The following is a 21233-nucleotide window of genomic DNA, read 5'->3' as shown; positions in this document are numbered from 1 at the left end:
TCGCGCTTGCAGCGTCATCTTCCCATCAAACGTGTACTCAGTCTGGTAGCCGGCCTGCTGCTCGGCTGCTGGGTACTGGTTGTTCTCCTTCATATGCAGGGAGAGAGCCAGGCTGCGCTGCACACCGAAGCACGCAACCGCGCCCAGGCACTGGTCGCCTATGCTGCCCGCGACATGAAGCGCTGGCTCAAGGAGGAGAACAGCAGTGAGCTGGAACGGCTGGCCCGGGATCTGGCGACCGAGCCGGAGATCCTCGATGTCACACTCTATGATGGACGCGGCATTCCCCTCGCCCAGTCGGAACAGGCCGTACCGCTGGAGAGCCTGCTACCCATCGGTGACAATAACAAATCGATGCCGGAACAAGGCAAGGGGCGGATCCAGTTCGTACAGGAGGTCCTGGATGGCGATCAGACACTGGGCTACCTGCGCATCACCCTGGAAGAGCAGCAGATGCTGGCGGACAAGGACACCAGACTCAAAACGATTCAGGAGAAACAGCGGCTGATATTGCTGATTGCGCTGCTGGCAGGTCTGCTTATCTCCTATGGCATTCGTCGCAACTATATGCGAGTGCGCAAGCACAAAAAACGAAGTCCTCCACCCTCCCCGCCGCCAACCAACAATGATGCGGCGCAGTAAACGGATAAAGAAACGGCGACCAGAGGTCGCCGTTTTTGCATGGTTCCAGAGGCTGCGGGATTAGTTGTCGCCCAACAGGACGGAATCCAGCGCGATTTCGATCATATCGTTGAAGGTCAGCTGACGCTCTTCAGAGGTGGTCTGCTCACCGGTACGGATATGGTCGGAGACGGTGCAGATGGTCAGCGCCTTGGCACCGTACTCTGCGGCCACGCCGTAGATACCGGCGGCTTCCATCTCGACACCCAGGATGCCGTATTTTTCCATGACGTCGAACATGGAGGGGTCCGGGGTGTAGAACAGGTCGGCGGAGAAGATGTTACCGACGCGCACGGCAACGCCCTTGTTCTTGGCGGCCTGCACGGCATTAGCAACCAGGTCGAAGTCAGCGATGGCAGCGAAGTCGTGATCCTTGAAGCGCAGACGGTTTACTTTGGAGTCGGTGCAGGCACCCATACCGATCACCACGTCACGCAGTTTCACGTCTTCACGCACGGCACCACAGGAGCCCACACGGATCAGGGTCTTCACACCGTAATCGGTGATCAGCTCTTTTGCGTAGATGGAGCAGGAGGGGATACCCATGCCGTGGCCCATTACGGAGATACGACGGCCCTTGTAGGTACCGGTAAAGCCGAACATGTTGCGCACGTCGCAGATCTGCTCGACGTTCTCCAGGAAAGTTTCAGCGATGTACTTGGCGCGCAGGGGGTCGCCCGGCATCAGCACGGTATCAGCAAAGGCGCCATCTTTCGCATTGATATGAGGAGTTGCCATTCTCTTGATTCCTTCACACTAGGTTGAGTTTTATTGTTTTATAAATTGCCCGCCGCCGAAGTGGCGGGCGGGTAAATTACAGGAAGCTGGTACCGTACGCCAGTTTCGGCAGGCCGTGGTAAGCCGCGATGCTCTGGCCGATATCGGCAAAGGTCTCGCGACGACCGACAGAGCCAGCCTTGACCGGCTTGCCGAAGAACAGCACCGGAATGTATTCGCGGGTGTGGTCGGTACCACCCCAGGTCGGGTCACAGCCGTGGTCGGCAGTCAGCACCACCACGTCGCCATCTTGCAGCAGCTCAAACAGCTCCGGCAGGCGGGAATCGAAATACTCCAGCGCACCGGCATAACCGGCAACATCACGGCGGTGGCCGTAGGAGGAGTCGAAGTCGACGAAGTTGGTGAAGACGATGGTGTTGTCACCGGCCGCTTTCACCTCTTCCAGCGTGCGATCCCACAGCTCGGTCAGACCGGTCCCTTTCACCTGCTTGGTGATGCCCTGCTGGGCATAGATGTCGGCAATCTTGCCGATGGAGACAACCTGGCCACCCGCATCTTTCATGTAATCCAGCACGGTCGGCGCCGGCGGCAGCACTGAGTAGTCGTGGCGGTTGCCGGTACGCTTGAAGTTGCCCTTGCCAGTGCCCACGAACGGACGCGCAATCACGCGGCCGATGTTGTAGGGCTCCAGCAGCTCGCGAACGATGTGGCACAGCTCATAGAGCTTCTCGAGGCCGTAGGTCTCTTCGTGGCAGGCAATCTGGAACACCGAGTCGGCGGAGGTGTAGAGGATCGGCTTGCCGGTCTTCATGTGCTCTTCGCCCAGATCATCAAGCACCTGGGTACCGGAGGCGTGGCAGTTGCCGAGATAACCTGGCAGACCAGCCTTCTCGACGATGGCGTCCAGCAGCTCCTGCGGGAAGCTGTTGTGGTGATCCTTGAAGTAGCCCCACTCGAACAGCACGGGCACGCCGGCGATCTCCCAGTGACCGGACGGGGTGTCCTTGCCGGAGGAGAGCTCCTGCGCAAAGCCGTAGGCACCGACCACCTCGATATCTTTCTTCAGCCCTTCCGGGAAGTAGCCGGAAGCCTGCTCGCAAGCGTGGCCCAGACCCAGCTTGTTGAGGTTGGGTAGATTGAGGGCACCACGGCCTTCAATTTCACCTGCCGCACACGCCTTGGCGATATGGCCAAGGGTGTTGGCGCCCACATCTCCGAACTTGTCGGCATCGGCAGCAGCGCCAATACCGAAAGAGTCCATCATCAGAATAAAGGTACGTTTCATGGGTCTTCCCCTTGTTACAAATCGGCCAGGGTGATACGGCGGTACACTTCAGGCAGTGCTTCCGGCCGCTCGCCACCAATCCGGACAGCCGCCTGCACCATGCTGGCAGCCTGAGCATATTGCTCTTCAGTCTGAGCGTGGATCATCGCGATCGGCTTGTCAGCATCAACACTTTGACCCAGGCGGATAAAGTCGGTCAGACCGACCGCATAATCAAGTTTGTCACCGGCAGCGCGGCGACCACCGCCCATCGCCACCACGGCCAGACCCAGCTCGCGTGTATCCATGGCGGTCACGAAACCGCTGTTGGCCGCGAAGACCGGGCGCACGATGGCAGCCTTGGGCAGGTAAGCGTCATAACGCTCCATAAAATCGGCCGGGCCACCGAGACCAGTCACCATGCGACCGAAGATCTCGGCTGCCTTGCCGTTATCCAGCACCGCCTGCAGCTTGGTGCGGGCATCGCGCTCGCCGCTGGCAAGACCGGCGGAGATCAGCATCTCGGCGCACAGCGCCATGGTCACTTCGTGGATCCGCGGGTTGCGGTATTCACCTGTCAGGTAACGCACCGCTTCACGTACTTCCACCGCGTTACCGGCGCTGGAGGCCAGCACCTGGTTCATATCGGTCAAGAGCGCAGAGGTGCGGCAACCGGCACCGTTGGCCACGGCCACAATGCTCTTGGCCAGCTCTTCGGAGGCTTCGAAGGTTGGCATAAAGGCGCCGGAGCCCACTTTCACATCCATCACCAGCGCTTCGAGCCCGGAGGCGAGCTTCTTGGAGAGGATGGAGCCGGTGATCATGGCGATGGATTCGACGGTTGCAGTAATGTCACGTACTGCATAGATACGCTTGTCAGCGGGGGCCAGATCGCCGGTCTGGCCGATGATGGCGACACCCGCCTCTTTCACCACTTTCAGGAAACGGTCGTTGTCGACCGAGGTCTGGTAGCCGGGAATGGCATCCAGCTTGTCGAGGGTACCGCCGGTATGGCCCAGACCACGACCGGAGATCATCGGCACGAAACCGCCACAGGCAGCGACCATCGGGCCAAGCATCAGAGAGACCACATCACCCACACCGCCGGTGGAGTGTTTGTCGACAATCGGGCCACCCAGATTGAGGTGATCCCAGGTTAGCACCATGCCGGAGTCGCGCATGGCGCAGGTCAGGGCGACCCGCTCATCCATGGTCATGTCTTTGAAGTAGACCGCCATCGCCAGTGCAGCGATCTGCCCCTCGCCGATGGTGTTATTGGTAATGCCCTGGACGAAGAATTGAATTTCTTGGGTACTGAGCGCTTCACCGTTGCGCTTCTTGCGAATAATTTCTTGAGGCAAAAACATCTTTCATTCCCTCCGCCATTGCTGGCGTTACACAAGCCTGAATCCTTGCCCGCACACCGCATGGTGGGGGCTAACAGGGCGGACAGCAGTCCGCCCTCTCATCAACCTATTAGTAACCGCTGGTGTTGGCCGGCTTGTCGCCATGCCCCAGAGTGGCCAGCAGACTGGCCAGCAGGCTGGATGCACCAAAGCGGAAGGTACGGGCAGATACCCAGTCGTTGCCGAGGATCTCTTCGGCCATGGCCAGATACTGACCGGCAACGGCGGCATCTTTCACGCCACCGGCAGGCTTGAAGCCGACTTTCGGATTCTTGGCCTTGATCACTTCCATCATGATGCGTGCCGCTTCTGGGGTCGCATTGACCGGCACCTTGCCGGTGGAGGTCTTGATGAAGTCGGCACCGGCATCGATACAGATTTCGGAAGCGCGACGGATCAGCGCCTCTTCTTTCAGCTCGCCGGTTTCGATGATCACTTTCAGCAGCACGTTGGCACCGCAGGCCTCTTTACAGGCTTTGACCAGATCAAAACCGATCTGTTCATTACCAGCCATGAAGGCGCGGTACGGGAACACTACGTCCACTTCGTCGGCACCGTAGGCGACCGCGGCACGGGTCTCGGCCACGGCGATCTCGATGTCGTCGTTGCCGTGCGGGAAGTTGGTCACGGTCGCAATGCGTACGTCGGCAGCGCCGATCTCACGCAGGGTCTTGCGAGCGATAGGGATAAAACGGGGGTAGATGCAGACGGCGGCGGTCAGGCCAGCCGGTGACTTGGCCTTATGGCACAGGTCGATCACCTTCTGATCGGTGTCGTCATCGTTCAGGGTGGTCAGGTCCATCAGGTTCAGAGCGCGCTGAGCGGCCACTTTCAGATCAGTCATTCTGTTCTCCAAAGTCTCGATTTAATCCAGATAACCGGGCACCACCATACCATCCAGCGATGGATGCACAGGCAGTAATCCCCAGCTATACGGGAATGGAATTACAGTGCGAAGGCACCGGCACTATCGGGATGCTATTCAAAACACCCTGCAGGCACTGCGACTGTAAATAAGGCAAGAGCCCTGTCACTTTCTTACAAAAGTGCGGACTTGGTTCCATGAAGACTTGAGAAAGGCCGACAACATCTGACCCGACTTCCCAATCAATTCCATTTGACCGCCAACACCCGATTTCATCGAGTATTAGTCATTGCCAGCACCCTGCTGGCAACGCCTATTTCAGCCGAGATACCCCCTGTTTGCAAGCCGGATTTGCCAATTTCAGAGGTACCTCACATCTGACAAATCCAGGTCTAAAAAAGCCTTACGAAAAGAAACGGGTCAGGATCCATGAGTAGGCCAATCCCCCCAGATAGACCCCGACGATCCCCATTACCCCGGACAAAACGGGAGGCGCCGGGATCGGCAATTTGAGGAAAGAAAACAACAAACCAACTATAAAGCCGGCCACCATCGCCAGTAGCACTTCATTCATATAACCTCCGATTTGACTCATTTTATTATTAGTTTAGATAGGAAAACGGTTGTCACCGCTCCATACGCGAACGCCACGGCAGATGCCGTGGCGTTCGTGTTTATACCCTGTCAGTCAGGCGGCGATTACATGCCGGACAGTGCCAGGAAGAAGCCTGCGATAGTGGCAGACATCAGGTTGGACAGAGAGCCAGCCAGTACGGCTTTCAGACCAAAGCGTGCAATGGTGCCGCGGCGGTTCGGCGCCATGGACCCCAGACCACCCAGCAGGATGGCAACAGAGGAGAGGTTGGCAAAACCACACAGCGCGAAGGAGATGATCGCCTTGGTGTGATCGGACATGGCCACACCGTTGATCAGCACTTCGTCTTTCAGGTACGGAGCGAAGTTCAGGTAAGCCACGAACTCGTTCACTACCAGCTTCTGACCGATGAAGGAACCAGCAACCACTGCTTCATTCCAGGGCACACCGATCAGGAAGGCCAGCGGGGAGAAGATCCAACCCAGCAGCAGTTCCAGAGAGAGTTGCGGATAACCGAACCAGCCACCCACACCGGAGAAGATGCCGTTGATCATGGCGATCAGACCGATGAAGGCCAGCAGCATCGCGCCGACGTTCAGGGCCAGTTGCATACCGGCAGAAGCGCCAGCAGCAGCAGCGTCAATGACGTTGGCAGGCTTGTCATCCAGCTCGGCATCAGCAGAGCTTTCGTCGTAGTTCGGGGTCTCGGTCTCGGGAACCAGCAGCTTGGCGAACAGCAGACCACCCGGCGCAGCCATGAAGGAGGCAGCAATCAGGTACTCCATCTTCACGCCCATGGAGGCGTAACCGGCCAGTACGGAACCGGCAACGGAAGCCAGACCACCACACATGACGGCGAACAGCTCGGAGTCAGTCATCTTGGCGATGTAGGGACGAACCACCAGCGGCGCTTCGGTCTGACCGACGAAGATGTTGGCGGTTGCAGAGAGGGATTCGGTGCGGGAAGTACCCAGTACTTTCTGCAGACCGCCGCCCAGCAACTTGATGACCATCTGCATGATGCCCAGGTAGTAGAGCACTGCTATCAGGGAAGAGAAGAAGATGATGACCGGCAGAACACGGAAGGCAAAGACAAAGCCGCCGCCACCGAACACTTCAAACATCTTGTTGCTGACCAGACCGCCAAACAGGAAGTCGATCCCGTTCTGGCCGTAGCTGATCACGCTGGATACCGCGTCGGATACGCCGACCAGGATATCGCGACCAACCGGAACATAGAGTACAAACGCCCCCAGACCGGCTTGAATTGCGAACGCACCGACAACGGTACGAACGTTGATTGCCTTGCGATTGCTGGAGAACAGCACCGCGATAAGGACGAGCGTCGCCATCCCTACCAGACCCATGAACAAATTCATTATTATCTTCCTCTAGTAGCACCTGGCTTGTTAGCGAGTTGTTATTAAACCCAACTAATCAAGGGGAGCGCATTATACTAATTAAAGTCCGATAAAATAGAATGCTGGTCACATTTTATCGTTATCAAAATGTCCAAGTGTCACAAAATTAGACAGCAAACGATTTTTACGCTCATTTTTTTTCCTGACAACTCAATCAGGTGTTGCGAATTTGTTTCATAGCTATTGGTCGTGATGGAAAATATGTTGGGCAGTTTCAAATAACACCTTGGCAACATCTGCCGATGGTTCATCCCGCAATGTCATCAATATTTCCGCTATTTTCGGCAGAGCTTCCGGTGTATTTCGGGAGCCTTGTACGCCTTGCAACGGCATATCTGGCGAATCGGTTTCCAGCACCAGGGCCTCGAGCGGCATAGCCCGAAATACCTCTCGCGTCTTGTTCGCCCGTTCAAAACTGATTACCCCGCCCACCCCGAGTCGAAAGCCCAGTTGCCAGAAAGCCTCCGCCTGCTGCAACGAACCGCTGAAAGCATGGATCACCCCACCACGAGGCGGCTTGAAGCGGCGCAACAGCTTGGCCACAGTGTCATTGGCGCGCACCGAGTGGATCATCAGGGGGAGCCCGGCATCTGCAGCCAGCCGGATCTGAGCCTCAAACAGCGCAAGCTGCCCCTCCTGCGGCACGTGAGAACGGAGGTCCAGCCCACACTCACCGATAGCCACCAGCCTAGCAGGTTGGCTCATCACCAGCGCTCGCAGCCGTTCCATCACCCCCTCACGCTGCTCACCGGCATACCAGGGATGAATGCCCAGACCATAAAAGAGGCCGTCATGCTGATCTGCCAGTGCCATCACACGAGTCCAGTTATCCTCTGCGATGGCAGGAATGATATACTCCGTCACCCCTAATGCCCGACAACGGGCCAGCAGCGCCTCCCTGTCTTGGTCGAACACCGGAAAGTCGAGATGGCAATGGGTATCTATCAGCTGCATATCACTCACACCTGTTTGCGGTATTTAATGGGTCATTGAACATGATGAACAACAGAAACAACGGCTTTACCCTGATTGAACTGGTGTTGGTGATCATAGTGCTGGGGATCCTGGCCGTCACCGCCCTGCCACGCTTTATCAATATCAAGGATGATGCCCTGAAAAGCACGGTCTCGGCGACTGCTGGCAGCTTTGCCAGTGCAGTTCAACTGGCAAATGCCGGCTGGTCGGTGAAAGTGAAGGGGGAGTCTATCGGGCTCTACAACTTGAGTAGCTTTGGCAAAGGCGATCTTGATATTAATCGCTATGGTTGGCCTGTAGGCACGAAAGAGGACTATAACCAAGCGCCAGATACAACATTTCCACCTGGCTCTAACGAAAACCAGATCTCTGTTAACAACGAAGATGACTGCAAGCTACTCTTCACTGGATTACTTGATACAGAGCAGACTGTTCCTGACTTAGACAATAACAACACTGAAACTGACTATAGTTCCGAACTTATTATTGCAGATGACCAAACTGAGATCGGAGGGTTAGAGCATCACAACTGCCGCTATATCCTGCGTGATTCTATCGGCCGCTTCCCGGATCACCCCAACGGCCTCGGCTTCGAGTACAACAGTGTTACCGGTGCCGTGACCCGCAATTTTGATTGAGCTCAGCCTCTTCTGCGCAAGCTCGCTCTTTGCTTGAGTCCTCATTATAACGAACCGGTGTGCAGCAGCGCCGGTTCTCCTGAGTGAGCCCCCACTCCTCGCACCACGCATCGTAACGGGCCAGCCAACGCAGCAATACCCCTTTCATCATCACACCTCCGCCAACAGGTTCAGGTCAAAAACCATCCTAATCAGAGTCGACAAGGGGAGCAAGCCATCCCCATTTTTGCGGTCGGTCGAGATAGAAAGAGCCGGTCAGCATGGCTGACCGGCTCTTTTAAGATTCCCTGAAGAGGTTATCAGATGAGCGATAGCTCATCCGCCTCAAAGGCTCTTCAGTTTCTCTTCCGGCAGAGCCAGCTCGTCGTTGTGGTTGACGCCGATACCGCGCTCCAGCACATGACGGGCGATGGCGTGGGCCTCTTCCAGCGAGTGCATGCTGTAGGTACCGCACTGGTATTCGTTCAGCTCGGGGATCTTGCCCTGCTCCTGCACGGTCAGCACGTCGCTCATGGCGGCCTGCCAGGCGGCGCCAACCCGGGCTTCGTCTGGTGCGCCGATCAGGCTCATGTAGAAGCCGGTACGGCAACCCATGGGGGAGATATCGATGATCTCCACGCCGTTGCCGTTCAGGTGATCACGCATGAAGCCGGCAAACAGGTGCTCGAGGGTGTGGATGCCGCGCTCGGAGAGGATCTCCTGGTTCGGCACGCAGAAACGCAGGTCGAACACGGTAATGGTGTCCTTGTTCGGGGTCTGCATGGTCTTGGCCACACGCACCGCTGGCGCTTCCATACGGGTGTGGTCAACGGTAAAACTGTCCAATAACGGCATTTCTGACTCCTGATTTGGTTACCAGAACCAGCCCCCACGGGAGAGCTGATCCTTGCATTGACGGTACTGGGCGCCGTAGCGCTGGGCGCGAGCTTCCACCTTGCGAGAGGTCTTCATCAACCACCCCTTGCTGCGATAGCTGCCACGCCGGTAGCCACCCCACCCTTCGTGATAGTTGAGGTACTGGCCATAGGCATCCCACTTGGAGGTGCCATTGAGCCGCTGGGCTTTGTTAGTGTACCAACCCATAAAATCGATGGCGTCGGCAAAATCATCGCGGTCACTCCAGCTGTTGCCGGTTTCCCGCTGGTAATCCGCCCAAGTTTCATCTTTGACCTGAGCATAACCATAAGCCGAACTGGCCCGCCCGGTCGGGATGAAGAGGAAATACTGCATCGGCGGCTGAGCATCATGTACGTACGAGGACTCCTGATACATCATGGCCATCACCACATGGATCGGCGTCCCCCACTTCTCGTTCATCTTGAGCGCGGCCTTGTGCCACTCCGGCTTCTCGCGAAAGATCTGGCACAGGTTTTCCGGCTGAGCCGGCGGGCGGGTACTGCACGCAGTGAGTACTGCCAGCAGGCCTGCCACCGCCACGATGCGCTTTCGGGACATCAGAGCAGAACTTGATTTGCTCTCCTGAACATAACGAGGCAAAAACGACATCAGATAGCGTCTTCGTTCTCTTCGCCGGTACGGATACGAATGACACGCTCCACCTCGCAGACGAAGATCTTGCCATCACCAATCTTGCCGGTACGGGCGGTGTTCTGGATCGCTTCCAGACAGGCATCGAGATCCTCGTCCTGCACCACCAGCTCCACCTTCACTTTCGGCAGGAAGTCGACCATATATTCGGCGCCGCGATAGAGCTCGGTATGGCCCTTCTGGCGGCCGAAGCCTTTGACTTCGGATACGGTCATACCGTTGATGCCGATCTCGGCTAGGGCCTCGCGCACATCGTCCAGCTTGAACGGTTTGATGATGGCTTCAATCTTCTTCATGGTGACTCCTTACCAGTTCTGTTTGCCGAACCCGGATGTAATGGGGTAACGGCGATCCTTACCAAAGTTGCGAGCCGTAATGCGGGGCCCGACCGCCGCCTGACGGCGCTTGTATTCGTTGAGATCCACCAGGCGGATCACCTTGCGCACCACCGCTTCCTCGAAGCCCTCGGCCACCATGTCGGCCACGGACGCATCCTCTTCCACATAACGCTTGAGGATGGCATCGAGGATGTCGTATGGCGGCAGACTGTCCTGATCCACCTGATCCGGCGCCAACTCTGCTGAAGGGGGGCGGTCGATAACCCGCTGCGGGATCACATAGTCGACCGAGTTGCGATATTCGCACAACTTGAAGACCAGCGTCTTGGGCACATCTTTCAGCACGTCAAAACCGCCAGCCATGTCACCGTACAGCGTGGCATAGCCAACAGCCATTTCACTCTTGTTGCCAGTGGTCAGCACGATACGACGACGTTTGTTGGAGAGCGCCATCAGCAGCACGCCGCGGCAGCGGGCCTGCAGATTCTCTTCGGTCGTATCGCGAGCGGTACCTTCAAACAACGGCGCCAGCTGGGTCATAAATCCTTCGAACATCGGCTCGATGGAGATGATGTTGAACTCAACCCCCATCCGCTCAGCCTGCTCCTTGGCATCTTCCACACTCATCTGGGCGGTGTAGCGGAACGGCATCATCACCGCTTGCACCTTGTCGGCCCCGATGGCATCGGCCGCGATGGCCAACGTCAGCGCCGAGTCGATGCCGCCGGATAGGCCCAGCACAGCGCCGTGGAAGCCGTTTTTGGTAACGTAGTCGCGCACTGCCAGCACCAACGCCTTATAGGTCTCGGCCAACGGCTCCAGCGGTGCAGCGGGTTCCCGCGCCTTCACTGGCTGGCCATCGGCAAAACGTACCAGCGCCAGCTCTTCGGCAAACGGGGCCAGCTTGTGAGTCAACTCGCCCTGGCTGCTGAACACCTTGGAGCAGCCGTCGAAAATCAGCTCGTCCTGACCGCAGACCTGATTGAGGTAGACCAGCGGCAGACCGGTCTGATCGCAGCGCTCGGCCATCAGCTCGCGGCGGATCCAGGGTTTTTCCTGATCATAGGGCGAGGCGTTGATGGTGAGCAGCAGCTCGGCCCCCGCAGCCTTGGCGGCCAGCGCCGGGCCAGGCTGCCACAGGTCTTCGCAGATGAGTAGACCCAGATTGTGACCACGGAAGGGAACCACACAAGTCTCGGCCGCGGCGGTGAAGTAGCGCTTCTCGTCGAATACCCCGTAGTTGGGCAGGTCCTGCTTGAAGTAACGGGCAATCAACTTGCCTCGCTCATAGAGGGAGGCTGCGTTATAAAGAGCCTCACCTTCACGCCAGGGATGCCCGACCAAAATGGCGCAGTTGCCCTGCCATTCGGCAATGCGAGCCAGCGCGGCATCGACCCGCATCATCAGATCGGCGCGCAGCAGCAGATCTTCCGGTGGATAACCGGTCAGGGCCAGCTCGGAGCAGACCAGCAGATCGGCACCTTGCTGCTCGGCCTGAGCCGCCGCAGCGAGCACTTTGTCAGTGTTATCTTCGATGGCGCCTACCGTCAGATTCAACTGGGCAAGCATCAGAGAGAGGGCTTTTGCCATGGCGATGCATCTTGTATTCGAAAATGATGGGGAATGATAAAGAAAAGGCGCTGGCTGTGCCAGCGCCCCGGATTCAAGGGGTACAACTTAGATTGGCCGCATTGGTTACACCATTATCCACCAGCAGGGCACAAGGACCACTAATCACCTGACCGTTGGCGGGTGGCGTCATGGCGATGCTGAGGGAAGCTGGTTTCAACAAGTAAGTTTTATTTCCCTGTGCACTGTAGGAGAAGTTCACCACCAAGCTACTATTTTGCGCTGCCGTACAGACATAGGTAGCCGGCTGGTTGTTAGCCTGGGGTTTATCAATACGGCAAGTAGCCCCCGTAGTTGTGGTACTGACATTCAAGCCACCGAAGGTATTTTTGCTGCAAGATACTGGCGCAGTATTGTTGCCATTCCCCTGCTCAAGACACTCGATCCGTCCCGATACCGTGAGAGTTGGCACAGTCTGGGAGCTGGTATCGATCGAGATAGGCATGGTGGCGACCTTGGCCTCACTTCGATCTACCGGTGAGATAAGTGAAGCTGTGATCCCCGAGTTACCTTGGTAGGCCGTCACCTTGATCGATGCACTTTGCAACACGTTGGATGCATCCTTGGTGCTCTTCTTGGCGGACAAATAACCACGGCTGTAGCTACCAAAATAATAGCTGCCAAGATCAACGACTGTCTTGACAGGCTCGTTGGTCACACCGACATAGTCAGAGGCACTGCCAGTCAACTGGCCACTCAATGGCACCAAGCTCCACTCCGCCAGCATGGTCAGATTGATATCCTGAAACGGAACCTTGGCCAACAGATCCTGAGAGGTCAGATCGAGCTTCGAGAGACTGTCCGGCGAGAGCAGATCCACGTAGATACCTCTAGCAATCAACTGGGCGGTCCCCGTATTCATGGTGATCTTGGTGCTGGTATCTCCCCCTGTCGCAGCATTGGCAGGCAACCAATCCGCAAATTCGGTGATCGTCGGCGGCGTGGCCGTGGGGTTTGCGGTCCAGTTGAGGGTGTTTTTCTGCCAGGTGATGTAGGTAGTAACTACGTACTTGATGTAGTTCTGATAGCTGGTCTGGTTTGCGGGCTTGGCAAGAAAATCAGCGCTGGTCACGACAACTTTGATCAGGTTCCAGTCAGGCAGCGGGCGATAGTAACCATCAAGTCTGACAAAGCGGCAGGCATCCACATAATCGCCACTATTGACCGATGAGAGGCCACTGTTGTAACGCAGTCGACTGGTATTGAGTGGAGCGTAAAACTGTTCGAAACTGCTGCCGCTGCCATCGAAATGATCCTTGCAGCAACTGGTGCAGAGACTCGGTTGATCTCTGACACTGCTGTTGAGTACCCCGGTCTGCTTGGTAACCTGGGAGCCCACATTCCAGTACAACAGGTTGCTGCTGGTCAAAATGGCCTTACCGGGCAGGTAGGCATTGACACTCGAGCCATAACTGCAGGAACAGGAGACCGATGCCAGATCCTGCAGCACCTGTTGAGTATTGCCACCATTGTCTGGCTTATAGGTAACAGTCTCGAATTGCACCAGTTTGCCAACAGAACCATCCTTGGAGGTCACGGTGGGCAATGGCTTGCTGGTCTCTTGCTTGCGCCCTTCCTGGTCAATCTGGATGGAAATGACATCGGGCGCGACCCCGGGGGTATAAACCACATGGGGCGGCTCACGACTGGTATCCAACCCCCCGTTAAACTGATTCTGGGTTAATGACTCAACAGGCGATACCGCACCGGAAAGCAACAAGGAATGGGACTGCCCGACGCTGTCGCTCCAACTGACATTGACATTGACCACCTTTCGGCCAGGATAGGCATGCAAATAACCCGCCGGGATAGCCGTCTGCCAGCCAGAGCCATTCCAGTACTGATTACTGACGCTCCAACTAAGGGCATAAGTCCCACCGCCATCAGGAGGTGTTGCCGAACTGGAACCTGCCGCGATACTGTTATAAGCAGTAAACGGTGAAACCGCGCTTACCACTCCATTGAAGGTACGAAACGCATCCAGTTTTGACTCCGCCAGACGCATGGCTACCTCATAACGGCGGCTATCCTGGGAGGTATTGAGCAACGAACGAGACATAGCCACCAGTCCTGCGACCCCCACTCCCAGCAGAACCAGGGTGATCAAAATCTCTAACAGCCCAAATCCCTTGTGCGGTTTCATACATGCTCCTACCAGTCGCGCCAGCTACCAGGCACCAGATTGATGCTCTGAAACGCAGCTCCATTTTCGATATTGCTCAACACCGCCTGATCATACTTGGCATCAAAGGTGCCGTTAGCCGTTTTGCCCAGTTGATAGTTGGCCACCACGGCACCGTTGACGATAGCCCCCCCCTTCAAGCTGATATCAGTAGTCGCCGTAGCAGGCGTGGATGAATAGGCAAACACCAGCCCATAGAGGGTAGCGCTCCCATTGACCATCAGATTGCCATTGCGAACGATGAGTACCACGGGCGCAGCAACCGAGCCGATAGACCCACCCGGTTTGCAGTCTCCATCGACGATAATCAGGCCGCTTGAGGCGGTCGAGAGCGAGTCGCAATTATTCAACCGATGTACTGCTCGTGACTCCAGATTGGCCCACCCCGTAGCGTCATCATTCTCGTTAAACAGATACCAGACCAGGTCTGTGGGGAATGCCGTATCATTATCTTTGATGTCCGACTGCTTATCACCCTTCTGGCTAATGTAGGTACTACACCCGCCGCTGTAGTCTCCCTGGTGGCAAGTCTGACCAGAACCATTGGTCAAATCCACATTGCCATTCGTCCAGACAGATAACGGAACCCCTGGCCCCCCACCGTTAGGGTTGGCCACCACAGTGAAGTTGCCGGATACTGCCATACCACCGGCAACTGTCAGGGGGGCTGCGGGAGTGCCGGCCAACACGCTTATCTTGATGGCCTTCACCTCAACCTCTGCATTGGCGGTACTGTCCACCAGGGTTGCCATAGTGCGCACTTTAACCGGAACTACGTTCGCCCCACCGACAATCACGGTCGGTTCATCCAGAGCCCACAGGGTATAATTGCCAGCCGAAACAGTGATAGATATACCGCTACTGGGGGTGCGCCAAGCTGCATCCTGCGCAAGCCGTCCGACCCCATCCGAGAGACCCAGCTCGGCCAGTGCCAACGCCTGCCGGTACTGTACTTCATTAAGACTGACACGACGGTCAGCAACCATCAGCTTGCCCACCAGCAAAGAGATGCCAAGCAGGATCACAATAAGCAGCAGCGTAATAGTGAATGTGGTAAAGCCAAGATAACGTTTCATGGCATCAATACCCGTCGTTACGCAGCTTGATATCACGCTGCAAGGTGAGTTTAAGTGCACTATTTGCCTTTAACTGACCCGATATGGCCAAGCGCACCGTTCTCGCGCCAGCCGACGCACTGCTTCCAAGCAGCGAAAAAGTGAGGTCAGTCACCTCAATGGTGTCATCGGTACTGAGTAAATTCCCCGTGCTGCAACTGGTACCGAGCTGCACCCCTTTGTCGGTACTGTCGTAGCTGTAAATAAAGATCTCATTGGCACCGAGGGTTCCATTGTTATCATCATCGTATTTCAGCCGGATACAGCGATAAATCTTGGAACCAGTGATCGTCTCATTCATCAGGTCGCTGCCAGTATCAAAATAGAAGGGGGATCTGGAGCCTGATGCAGCATTGAGAAACACAGTAGCTCCCTGATCGTAACCAGTTCGCTGTACATCACGGGCAATCATGTCCGTGATACTTTGCAGCTCCTGATTTAGACGACTTACCTGCATCGATGTTTGATTGGCCTTGAGAATAGTGGCGAACAAGGATGTTACGGCTGCGACCAAAAACAGACCTGCGACCATGGCCACCATTAACTCGACGATGTTAAAGCCTCGTGCCAGACCTAATCGCATGGAGAGCTCCCCGTGACTGGCTCGGTTCTCACTCGCCCATTTGTGGCAATAATAACCCTGTGCTCAGAGGTCCCGTTCTTCAGACAAATAGAACCATTGCCCAAACCGCCACTGCCGTGAAGATCTTTGAATGAGCCTCTACGGTTATTGATTTCAAGAGCATTTTCAGAACCGGATAATTCATAGTTTGTCGTCAGAGTAATGCCGTTAAACTCGCTGGCATCAACGCCCTTGCGACCTTCAATAACAGAACATGAATCCGAGCAGCTATTACATGCCGAATCAAGAACGATGCGATAGCACCAATTGGCCTGCCCCGCATTGAATATCTTGAAGATTATCGGCTTATTACGTTTGATAGCCTCAGACTTGAGCAGCATGATATCCGTGTAAACGGCTTGGGTAGCCGCCTTGACCATCTGCTCCTGGCGCAATGACTGATAACTGGGGATGGCTACGGTTAGCAGCAGGGCGACCAGAGCCATGGCGATCATCAATTCAATCATGGTAAAACCGGCTGAGCGCCCCTCTGCGAATTCCATTGGCTAAAGACTCCTTTCTTTTCGCACATGCCAGTAGAGTATGATGTCAGTACTATCCTATAGTATCTATCTGTTTAACGAACCCTGCCGCGCCCATGAGAATCAAACAATCCGGAATCACCCTGCTGGAATTGATGGTGGTCGTTGCCATCGTTGCCATCATTGCCGCTGTCGCCTACCCGAGCTTTACTGACGGTCTGCGTAAATCTCGTCGAGCCGATGCCATCAAGGGCTTGCTGACCATGCAGCTCAAACAAGAAGAATTTCGCATCTCCAATGCCAGTTACAGCAGTGCGATAGCCAGTGTGGGCAACCCAACCAGCGATTACTACACCTTTAGCATTTCTGGCGCCAGCGCCACCGCCTACACACTAGTGGCCACCAGCAAGGGGGCCCAGGTCGGCGACAAGGCCGGCAATACGGCCTGTGATACCCTGACTATCAACAAGGCCGACATCAAGACGCCTGCCGAGTGCTGGAACTGAACGCTACCAGCATTCGGTGGCTGTCATGGTGGCTCGTGATACCCCCTGCAGTCCGCTCTGATCGAGAGTCAACAATCCACAGGGATCGCCATTCATCACACCTGTCGGAATGGCGGTCAGGGTATAACGGGCCCCACTGGCATTGAGCGCTACATTGTAATACGCAGCCCCCCCATCCCTCGGCAGGGTCGCCAAGCCGGCAGAGGCTAGGTTACCGGCGTCGTAATTGCCATTGGCAGTAAACTCCCGCTCCAGATATTGCGCCGCTTCCAGCAACACTGCCTTGGCTTCGGCCCGCTTGGCAGCCGCCATGTAGTTGTTGTAACTGGGATACGCGATCGCGGCCAGAATGGCGACCACTGCGACCACTATCATCAACTCAATCAGGGTAAAACCACGTTCCATGCCAACCTCTACTCCAGTTGCAACCAGGACTGGCGGCCACCCAGATCGCCTGCCCCCTCTTCCAGCGTGACCGAGATATTTCCGCTGGAGCCGCTGATATATTTGCGCTCCATCTCGGCATCTTCCACTACGCTTGGCGTCGTGGTGAGCTCATCAAATTGCTTGCCGCTGACCGGCACCTTGATGTCATTACCAGAATCATCCTTGATCGCGACGTAGTCATCATCGTTGACAGCCCCGTCGCCGTTAACGTCGAACACCGAGTAGGTGAGTCTGGCCCCCGAGATGGGATCCAGCTCCATCAACCAAGAGCGGCCACCAAAGTCACAGGCATCCGCCGACGGGATCAAGGTATTGAAGATCAGTCGCTTATGCCGATAGAGCATCTCGGAGACGGCCCGCTCACCGACCCCCTTGCTCAAGCTTGGCGATTTCAATAGCAGATACCAACCCTTTTGGCTGGTGTAATTGACATTCCGGTTGGAGACAACCCTCACGTTGAACTTGATAGTGGTGCCGTTGGCCACAAACTCATGGGTGATGATCTGCTGCAACAGCTGGCTACTGAGCACGGTAGCCCCCGTATCCCAGATACCGTACACCGCTTCCAGCCTCGGCGTGGCGGGAACCAGTTTGTCATCATTGGTAAAATAACTGCCAGTCCCCATCATCACCATAACCCCCCCTTTAGGGTGCCGAATAGCCAAAGGACGCATGGTGATCGGCTGACGCGTACCGGCACTGCAGCTGCCATTACAGGCCTGGAACAGCGGCTTGGGCTTGTTGCCCGTTTTCAAAGCACTTCCCCACTGGGCACTGTTTCTGTCAGTCAGATCGAATTTCCACAGATTGCCGTGCAGGTCACCGGCATAGACATAGTCGACAACCCTGTCCCCGTCTTGATCTACCGGCAAGGGGGAAGATAGACCGTTGGGCTCGCTGGAAGACCCTACCTCGGTATCAATCTCTTTGATGATGGCGCCAGTCGCCAGATCCAGCACAAAAAGCCTCGCAGTCTGACTGGTGCTGTTGTAACCATTCGCAACCAGAGCAACCCATTTGTTGTCGGCTTTGACACGTACCAGAGTGGGTGCCGCCAGTGCAACCCCCATTTCGCTATCGGTGAACTCCCACAGCATCTTGTCGGCGGTGAAGTTATCCGGGGCCGTCACATCGATGGCAAATACCGCCTTGCCACCGGCACCGGTGGATCCCAGCAAGATGCTCTTCCAGCGACTGCCCAGATAGGCATCGCCCACCCTGGGCGTCCCATCCACATAGTAGCGATGGCTGTAATTCGGTCTGGTCAACTGATTCAGCTCGCCCAGCAGGCTGGACGGGATATAGGCCAGTCGCTCGACACCGTCGGCGACTCGAAATCCGTGCAGCATACCGTCATTGGCACCGACATAGAGTATGGGTGGGCGGCGGGTAATCGCCGTCGAGCTTAGAAAAGCCTGGTAACCCTCCCGCTCGGTCTGGGTCAGACCGGCTGCACTGCTGTAACCGTAATCACGCTTGCCCACGTAGACGGGATCAGAATTGATGATGTCGCCGAGCAGATCACTACGATTACGAAACGCACCACCATTGCGCTGCTCACCACTGCGATCACCGCGCAGATAGGCGACACGGCTTTCTCCCTGGTTGTCACCAGCGACATTGAATAGAGCCCGGTTGGTCACATTCAGCGTATCCCAACGAAAGGGGATGCCGACACCATCTTGCCGGGTGAAGATATTGCGTGCCGAAGGCTCGGGGATCAAGGTAGCGGCATCCCAAGCGATCTCCCCAAGGGTGCCATCGCTGTTCAGCGGGATCGAGACCAGTTGCCCCGACCAGTCGCCGCTGTTGTAGCGGGCCTGGTAGATGTGGGTATTGCTGTCCAGCCGGGTTGCGTTGGCGGTCACTGAACTGGCTGAGCTGTTACGGGCGGCAATCTGTGCCAGCGTACTGCTCAGGGCTGCGGCGAAGGTATCGGGATCTGCCGCGCTGAAAAAGCTCCCCTTGCTGTTGACAGCCGCATGCCACAGATCGTCGATCTTGAACTCATCGGAATCATAAGGATTCGGCCAACTGCCCGGGATACCGTTGGCAGGATTGAGCGACCCGTTGACCCCGAGTCCGACGGTAAAGTTGACCAGATGCTGCCAGTTGGCAGGATCCGCCGTGCTGGCCGGCACCTTGTCGGCCAAATCGGCACGCAGGTCGGTTTTCCAGTATTTGAAGGCCACGTCCGCCAAGGTGTTCTTGATGCCATCCAGGTCCTGATCGCCGACCGAGGGCGAATCCCCGTTCCAGTAACCATCAGTCATCAGGATGTTGTAGCTCTGGCGGCAAGTCAGATGAGGAAGCGTGCTGCCGGCACGGGCAGACCAAGGGCCATTATTGTCACTGCGGGAAAAATACTCCCCTACCTCTTTCAGACCGGTACGCAGCGGTGTCCCCTTCGCCAAAATATCGCGGCCATACAGTTCATTGAAAAATGCGCTTCTGTCGGTACCCGAAAAAGGGGTGACACCACGAATAACACTATCCTTGGCATTGATGGTGGCAAAGCCGACCCGAATTCCCTCTCCCTGACTGGCAAAAGCTCGTCCCACGCCTGCCCGAGCAGCCAAAATCCGCGAGCGGTAATAGGTATACCAGTTGGCAAAATTCTGGATCTCTTCGTCATAGCTACAAACGGGAGCGTTTTTGCAGTCACTGCGATTGGAACGGTCACCATATGTTTTGCCAGACTGAATTTCCACTCGGGTATAGCTGTTTGCCAGCTTCACATTACCGCTACCCTTATAGTCGAAATAGACAGCCGGCCAGAAACTCTCGTCACGGTTGAAATAATAAGGAGAAAAATCAGTGTAATAGATGGCCCACCAAGCCCGATTAGTTTCAGTCAGGTTGCGACAACCGGCCGCCGTCTTCATAGGGTTGTGAGGGGCACAGGTCACTTTGGCATTGGCCATCAAGGAGCCATCCGCATTGGCCCAGGGACGATAGGTCAGCTGCGGGTTGTAATAGAGCTTGTTGTTATGGCTGGAGCGCACGTAGGCATTGCGGGCGTTGTCGCTGGCAAAGGTGATCGTATAGTTGTCGTAATCATCACTCCCGTAGACTTGGCTAGCGCGTGGATAGACATAACGCGCATCGTTCTCGATCAAGGACTCGGGCATGATCTCGAAATGCATCGAACCCGAATCATCCAGGGTAAACATGATATTGGGATCGGCCCGGGTGCCGAGATAGAGGGGAACCTGGGCAATATCGAGCGCCGCCTGTGCCGAAGCACAGCAGAGCATCACTGAAAGGCCAAAACCAAGTTTGCCCATACACCGCCTCCTAGCGACTATAGGTCGATTGCAACAGCACCCGGCTCTCGTCAGAGAGACCAAATCCCCTTGCAGTAATACGATATAGACGACGCTCACTGATGGGCTCATCGACTGCCAGATCCTCGCTCCCCCCCTGGGTATAGGGCAACCGTTCGATAAAGTATTCGGGAGCGCGCCCCGCCAGACCACTGTTGGTATAGGTACGCCAGGCGGTCGAAGGGGAGGCAGGATCCACCGCGGTGTCGATAAATTCATACAGGCCCGCGCTGTTGTCATAGGGACCCGAGTTGCCAGCCTCGATATAGCGCTCGGCAGCGCGCAGGCCCGCTTCTGCCGCCTGCAATGCCTGCAGTGCCTCTTTCTGGTTACCCGCCATCTTCTCTTGCAACTGCGCCCCACGCATGCTGGCCATACCCAGCAGGCTCACCATGACCAGAAAAATCAGGCTGATCACCAGCGCCATCCCCTGCTGTCGATCCATCATGACTGGG

The 21233-nt window shown here is 56.2% G+C and carries 21 protein-coding genes; 3 read left to right on the top strand and 18 right to left on the bottom strand.

All coding sequences use genetic code 11. The features are described from left to right. Positions 1 to 6 precede the first annotated feature (6 nt). Entirely contained in the window at positions 7 to 642 is a 636-nt protein-coding gene (locus tag G5380_RS16995) for an AhpA/YtjB family protein (protein WP_266134757.1), read from the top strand. A 60-nt stretch (positions 643 to 702) separates the two neighbouring features. Here the strand turns inward: G5380_RS16995 and deoD are convergent, their stop codons facing one another. From deoD to G5380_RS16960, 7 genes are all read right to left on the bottom strand, one after another. Continuing rightward, positions 703 to 1419 (bottom strand): purine-nucleoside phosphorylase, encoded by a 717-nt coding sequence (gene deoD, locus G5380_RS16990; protein ID WP_040096807.1) that lies wholly within the window; start codon positions 1417 to 1419, stop codon positions 703 to 705. A gap of 76 nt (positions 1420 to 1495) precedes the next feature. Further along, entirely contained in the window at positions 1496 to 2704 is a 1209-nt protein-coding gene (locus G5380_RS16985; protein ID WP_021230981.1) for a phosphopentomutase, read from the bottom strand. Positions 2705 to 2718: 14 nt separating this feature from the next. Next, a complete protein-coding gene (deoA, locus tag G5380_RS16980) occupies positions 2719 to 4050 on the bottom strand; it encodes a thymidine phosphorylase (protein WP_421208958.1) in 1332 nt (443 codons plus the stop codon). Positions 4051 to 4159: 109 nt separating this feature from the next. Continuing rightward, the gene (gene deoC / locus G5380_RS16975; protein ID WP_005340468.1) at positions 4160 to 4933 is read right to left on the bottom strand and encodes a deoxyribose-phosphate aldolase; all 774 of its coding nucleotides are present in this window, start codon (positions 4931 to 4933) and stop codon (positions 4160 to 4162) included. Positions 4934 to 5357: 424 nt separating this feature from the next. After that, the gene (locus G5380_RS16970) at positions 5358 to 5528 is read right to left on the bottom strand and encodes a XapX domain-containing protein (RefSeq protein ID WP_005340467.1); all 171 of its coding nucleotides are present in this window, start codon (positions 5526 to 5528) and stop codon (positions 5358 to 5360) included. A gap of 125 nt (positions 5529 to 5653) precedes the next feature. Next, positions 5654 to 6928, bottom strand: a complete 1275-nt coding sequence (locus tag G5380_RS16965; RefSeq protein ID WP_005340466.1) for a NupC/NupG family nucleoside CNT transporter — start codon at positions 6926 to 6928, stop codon at positions 5654 to 5656. Positions 6929 to 7150: 222 nt separating this feature from the next. Then, a complete protein-coding gene (locus tag G5380_RS16960) occupies positions 7151 to 7924 on the bottom strand; it encodes a TatD family hydrolase (RefSeq protein ID WP_042053355.1) in 774 nt (257 codons plus the stop codon). A gap of 41 nt (positions 7925 to 7965) precedes the next feature. Here G5380_RS16960 and G5380_RS16955 point away from each other — a divergent pair, with 41 nt between their 5' ends. Then, positions 7966 to 8583 (top strand): type II secretion system protein, encoded by a 618-nt coding sequence (locus G5380_RS16955; RefSeq protein ID WP_421172251.1) that lies wholly within the window; start codon positions 7966 to 7968, stop codon positions 8581 to 8583. Positions 8584 to 8907: 324 nt separating this feature from the next. Here G5380_RS16955 and luxS read toward each other — a convergent pair whose 3' ends face one another. From luxS to G5380_RS16915, 8 genes are all read right to left on the bottom strand, one after another. After that, positions 8908 to 9417, bottom strand: coding sequence for an S-ribosylhomocysteine lyase (luxS, locus tag G5380_RS16950; RefSeq protein ID WP_033135492.1), 510 nt, complete (start codon positions 9415 to 9417; stop codon positions 8908 to 8910). Between the two features lie 18 nt (positions 9418 to 9435). After that, positions 9436 to 10038 carry a lipoprotein gene (locus G5380_RS16945; protein ID WP_041233948.1) on the bottom strand — a complete coding sequence of 201 codons (603 nt, stop codon included), beginning with the start codon at positions 10036 to 10038 and terminating at the stop codon, positions 9436 to 9438. Between the two features lie 50 nt (positions 10039 to 10088). Further along, on the bottom strand, positions 10089 to 10427 hold the full coding sequence (gene glnB, locus G5380_RS16940; RefSeq protein WP_005308848.1) for a nitrogen regulatory protein P-II: 339 nt from the start codon (positions 10425 to 10427) through the stop codon (positions 10089 to 10091). Between the two features lie 9 nt (positions 10428 to 10436). After that, positions 10437 to 12059 (bottom strand): NAD+ synthase, encoded by a 1623-nt coding sequence (locus G5380_RS16935; protein ID WP_421202917.1) that lies wholly within the window; start codon positions 12057 to 12059, stop codon positions 10437 to 10439. Positions 12060 to 12132: 73 nt separating this feature from the next. Continuing rightward, positions 12133 to 14241 carry a type IV pilus modification PilV family protein gene (locus tag G5380_RS16930; protein WP_421208959.1) on the bottom strand — a complete coding sequence of 703 codons (2109 nt, stop codon included), beginning with the start codon at positions 14239 to 14241 and terminating at the stop codon, positions 12133 to 12135. A gap of 8 nt (positions 14242 to 14249) precedes the next feature. Continuing rightward, complete coding sequence (locus G5380_RS16925; RefSeq protein ID WP_421208960.1) at positions 14250 to 15356, bottom strand: PilX N-terminal domain-containing pilus assembly protein; 1107 nt, start codon at positions 15354 to 15356, stop codon at positions 14250 to 14252. Between the two features lie 4 nt (positions 15357 to 15360). Beyond that, positions 15361 to 15948, bottom strand: a complete 588-nt coding sequence (locus G5380_RS16920) for a PilW family protein (RefSeq protein WP_216954532.1) — start codon at positions 15946 to 15948, stop codon at positions 15361 to 15363. A 20-nt stretch (positions 15949 to 15968) separates the two neighbouring features. Continuing rightward, positions 15969 to 16520 carry a GspH/FimT family pseudopilin gene (locus G5380_RS16915; RefSeq protein WP_421208961.1) on the bottom strand — a complete coding sequence of 184 codons (552 nt, stop codon included), beginning with the start codon at positions 16518 to 16520 and terminating at the stop codon, positions 15969 to 15971. 95 nt (positions 16521 to 16615) lie between these two features. On the opposite strand from G5380_RS16915, the gene G5380_RS16910 reads away from it, so the two are divergent. Further along, positions 16616 to 17005, top strand: coding sequence for a type IV pilin protein (locus G5380_RS16910; protein ID WP_100654566.1), 390 nt, complete (start codon positions 16616 to 16618; stop codon positions 17003 to 17005). 3 nt (positions 17006 to 17008) lie between these two features. On the opposite strand, the gene tppA is transcribed toward G5380_RS16910, so the two are convergent. From tppA to G5380_RS16895, 3 genes are read right to left on the bottom strand one after another with little or no spacing between them, the layout of a single operon-like run. Next, positions 17009 to 17410, bottom strand: coding sequence for a type IVa pilus pseudopilin TppA (gene tppA, locus G5380_RS16905; protein WP_100654567.1), 402 nt, complete (start codon positions 17408 to 17410; stop codon positions 17009 to 17011). Between the two features lie 8 nt (positions 17411 to 17418). Next, positions 17419 to 20739, bottom strand: a complete 3321-nt coding sequence (locus G5380_RS16900; protein ID WP_421222227.1) for a pilus assembly protein — start codon at positions 20737 to 20739, stop codon at positions 17419 to 17421. 10 nt (positions 20740 to 20749) lie between these two features. Next, positions 20750 to 21226, bottom strand: a complete 477-nt coding sequence (locus G5380_RS16895) for a pilus assembly PilX family protein (protein WP_123173790.1) — start codon at positions 21224 to 21226, stop codon at positions 20750 to 20752. Positions 21227 to 21233: the final 7 nt, after the last annotated feature.

This window comes from Aeromonas sp. 604443 (genome assembly GCF_049170315.1).
GTDB classification, from domain to species: domain Bacteria; phylum Pseudomonadota; class Gammaproteobacteria; order Enterobacterales; family Aeromonadaceae; genus Aeromonas; species Aeromonas veronii_A.
Note: the sequence above shows the minus strand (reverse complement) of the source record. Positions and strands in the feature narration are given on the sequence as shown.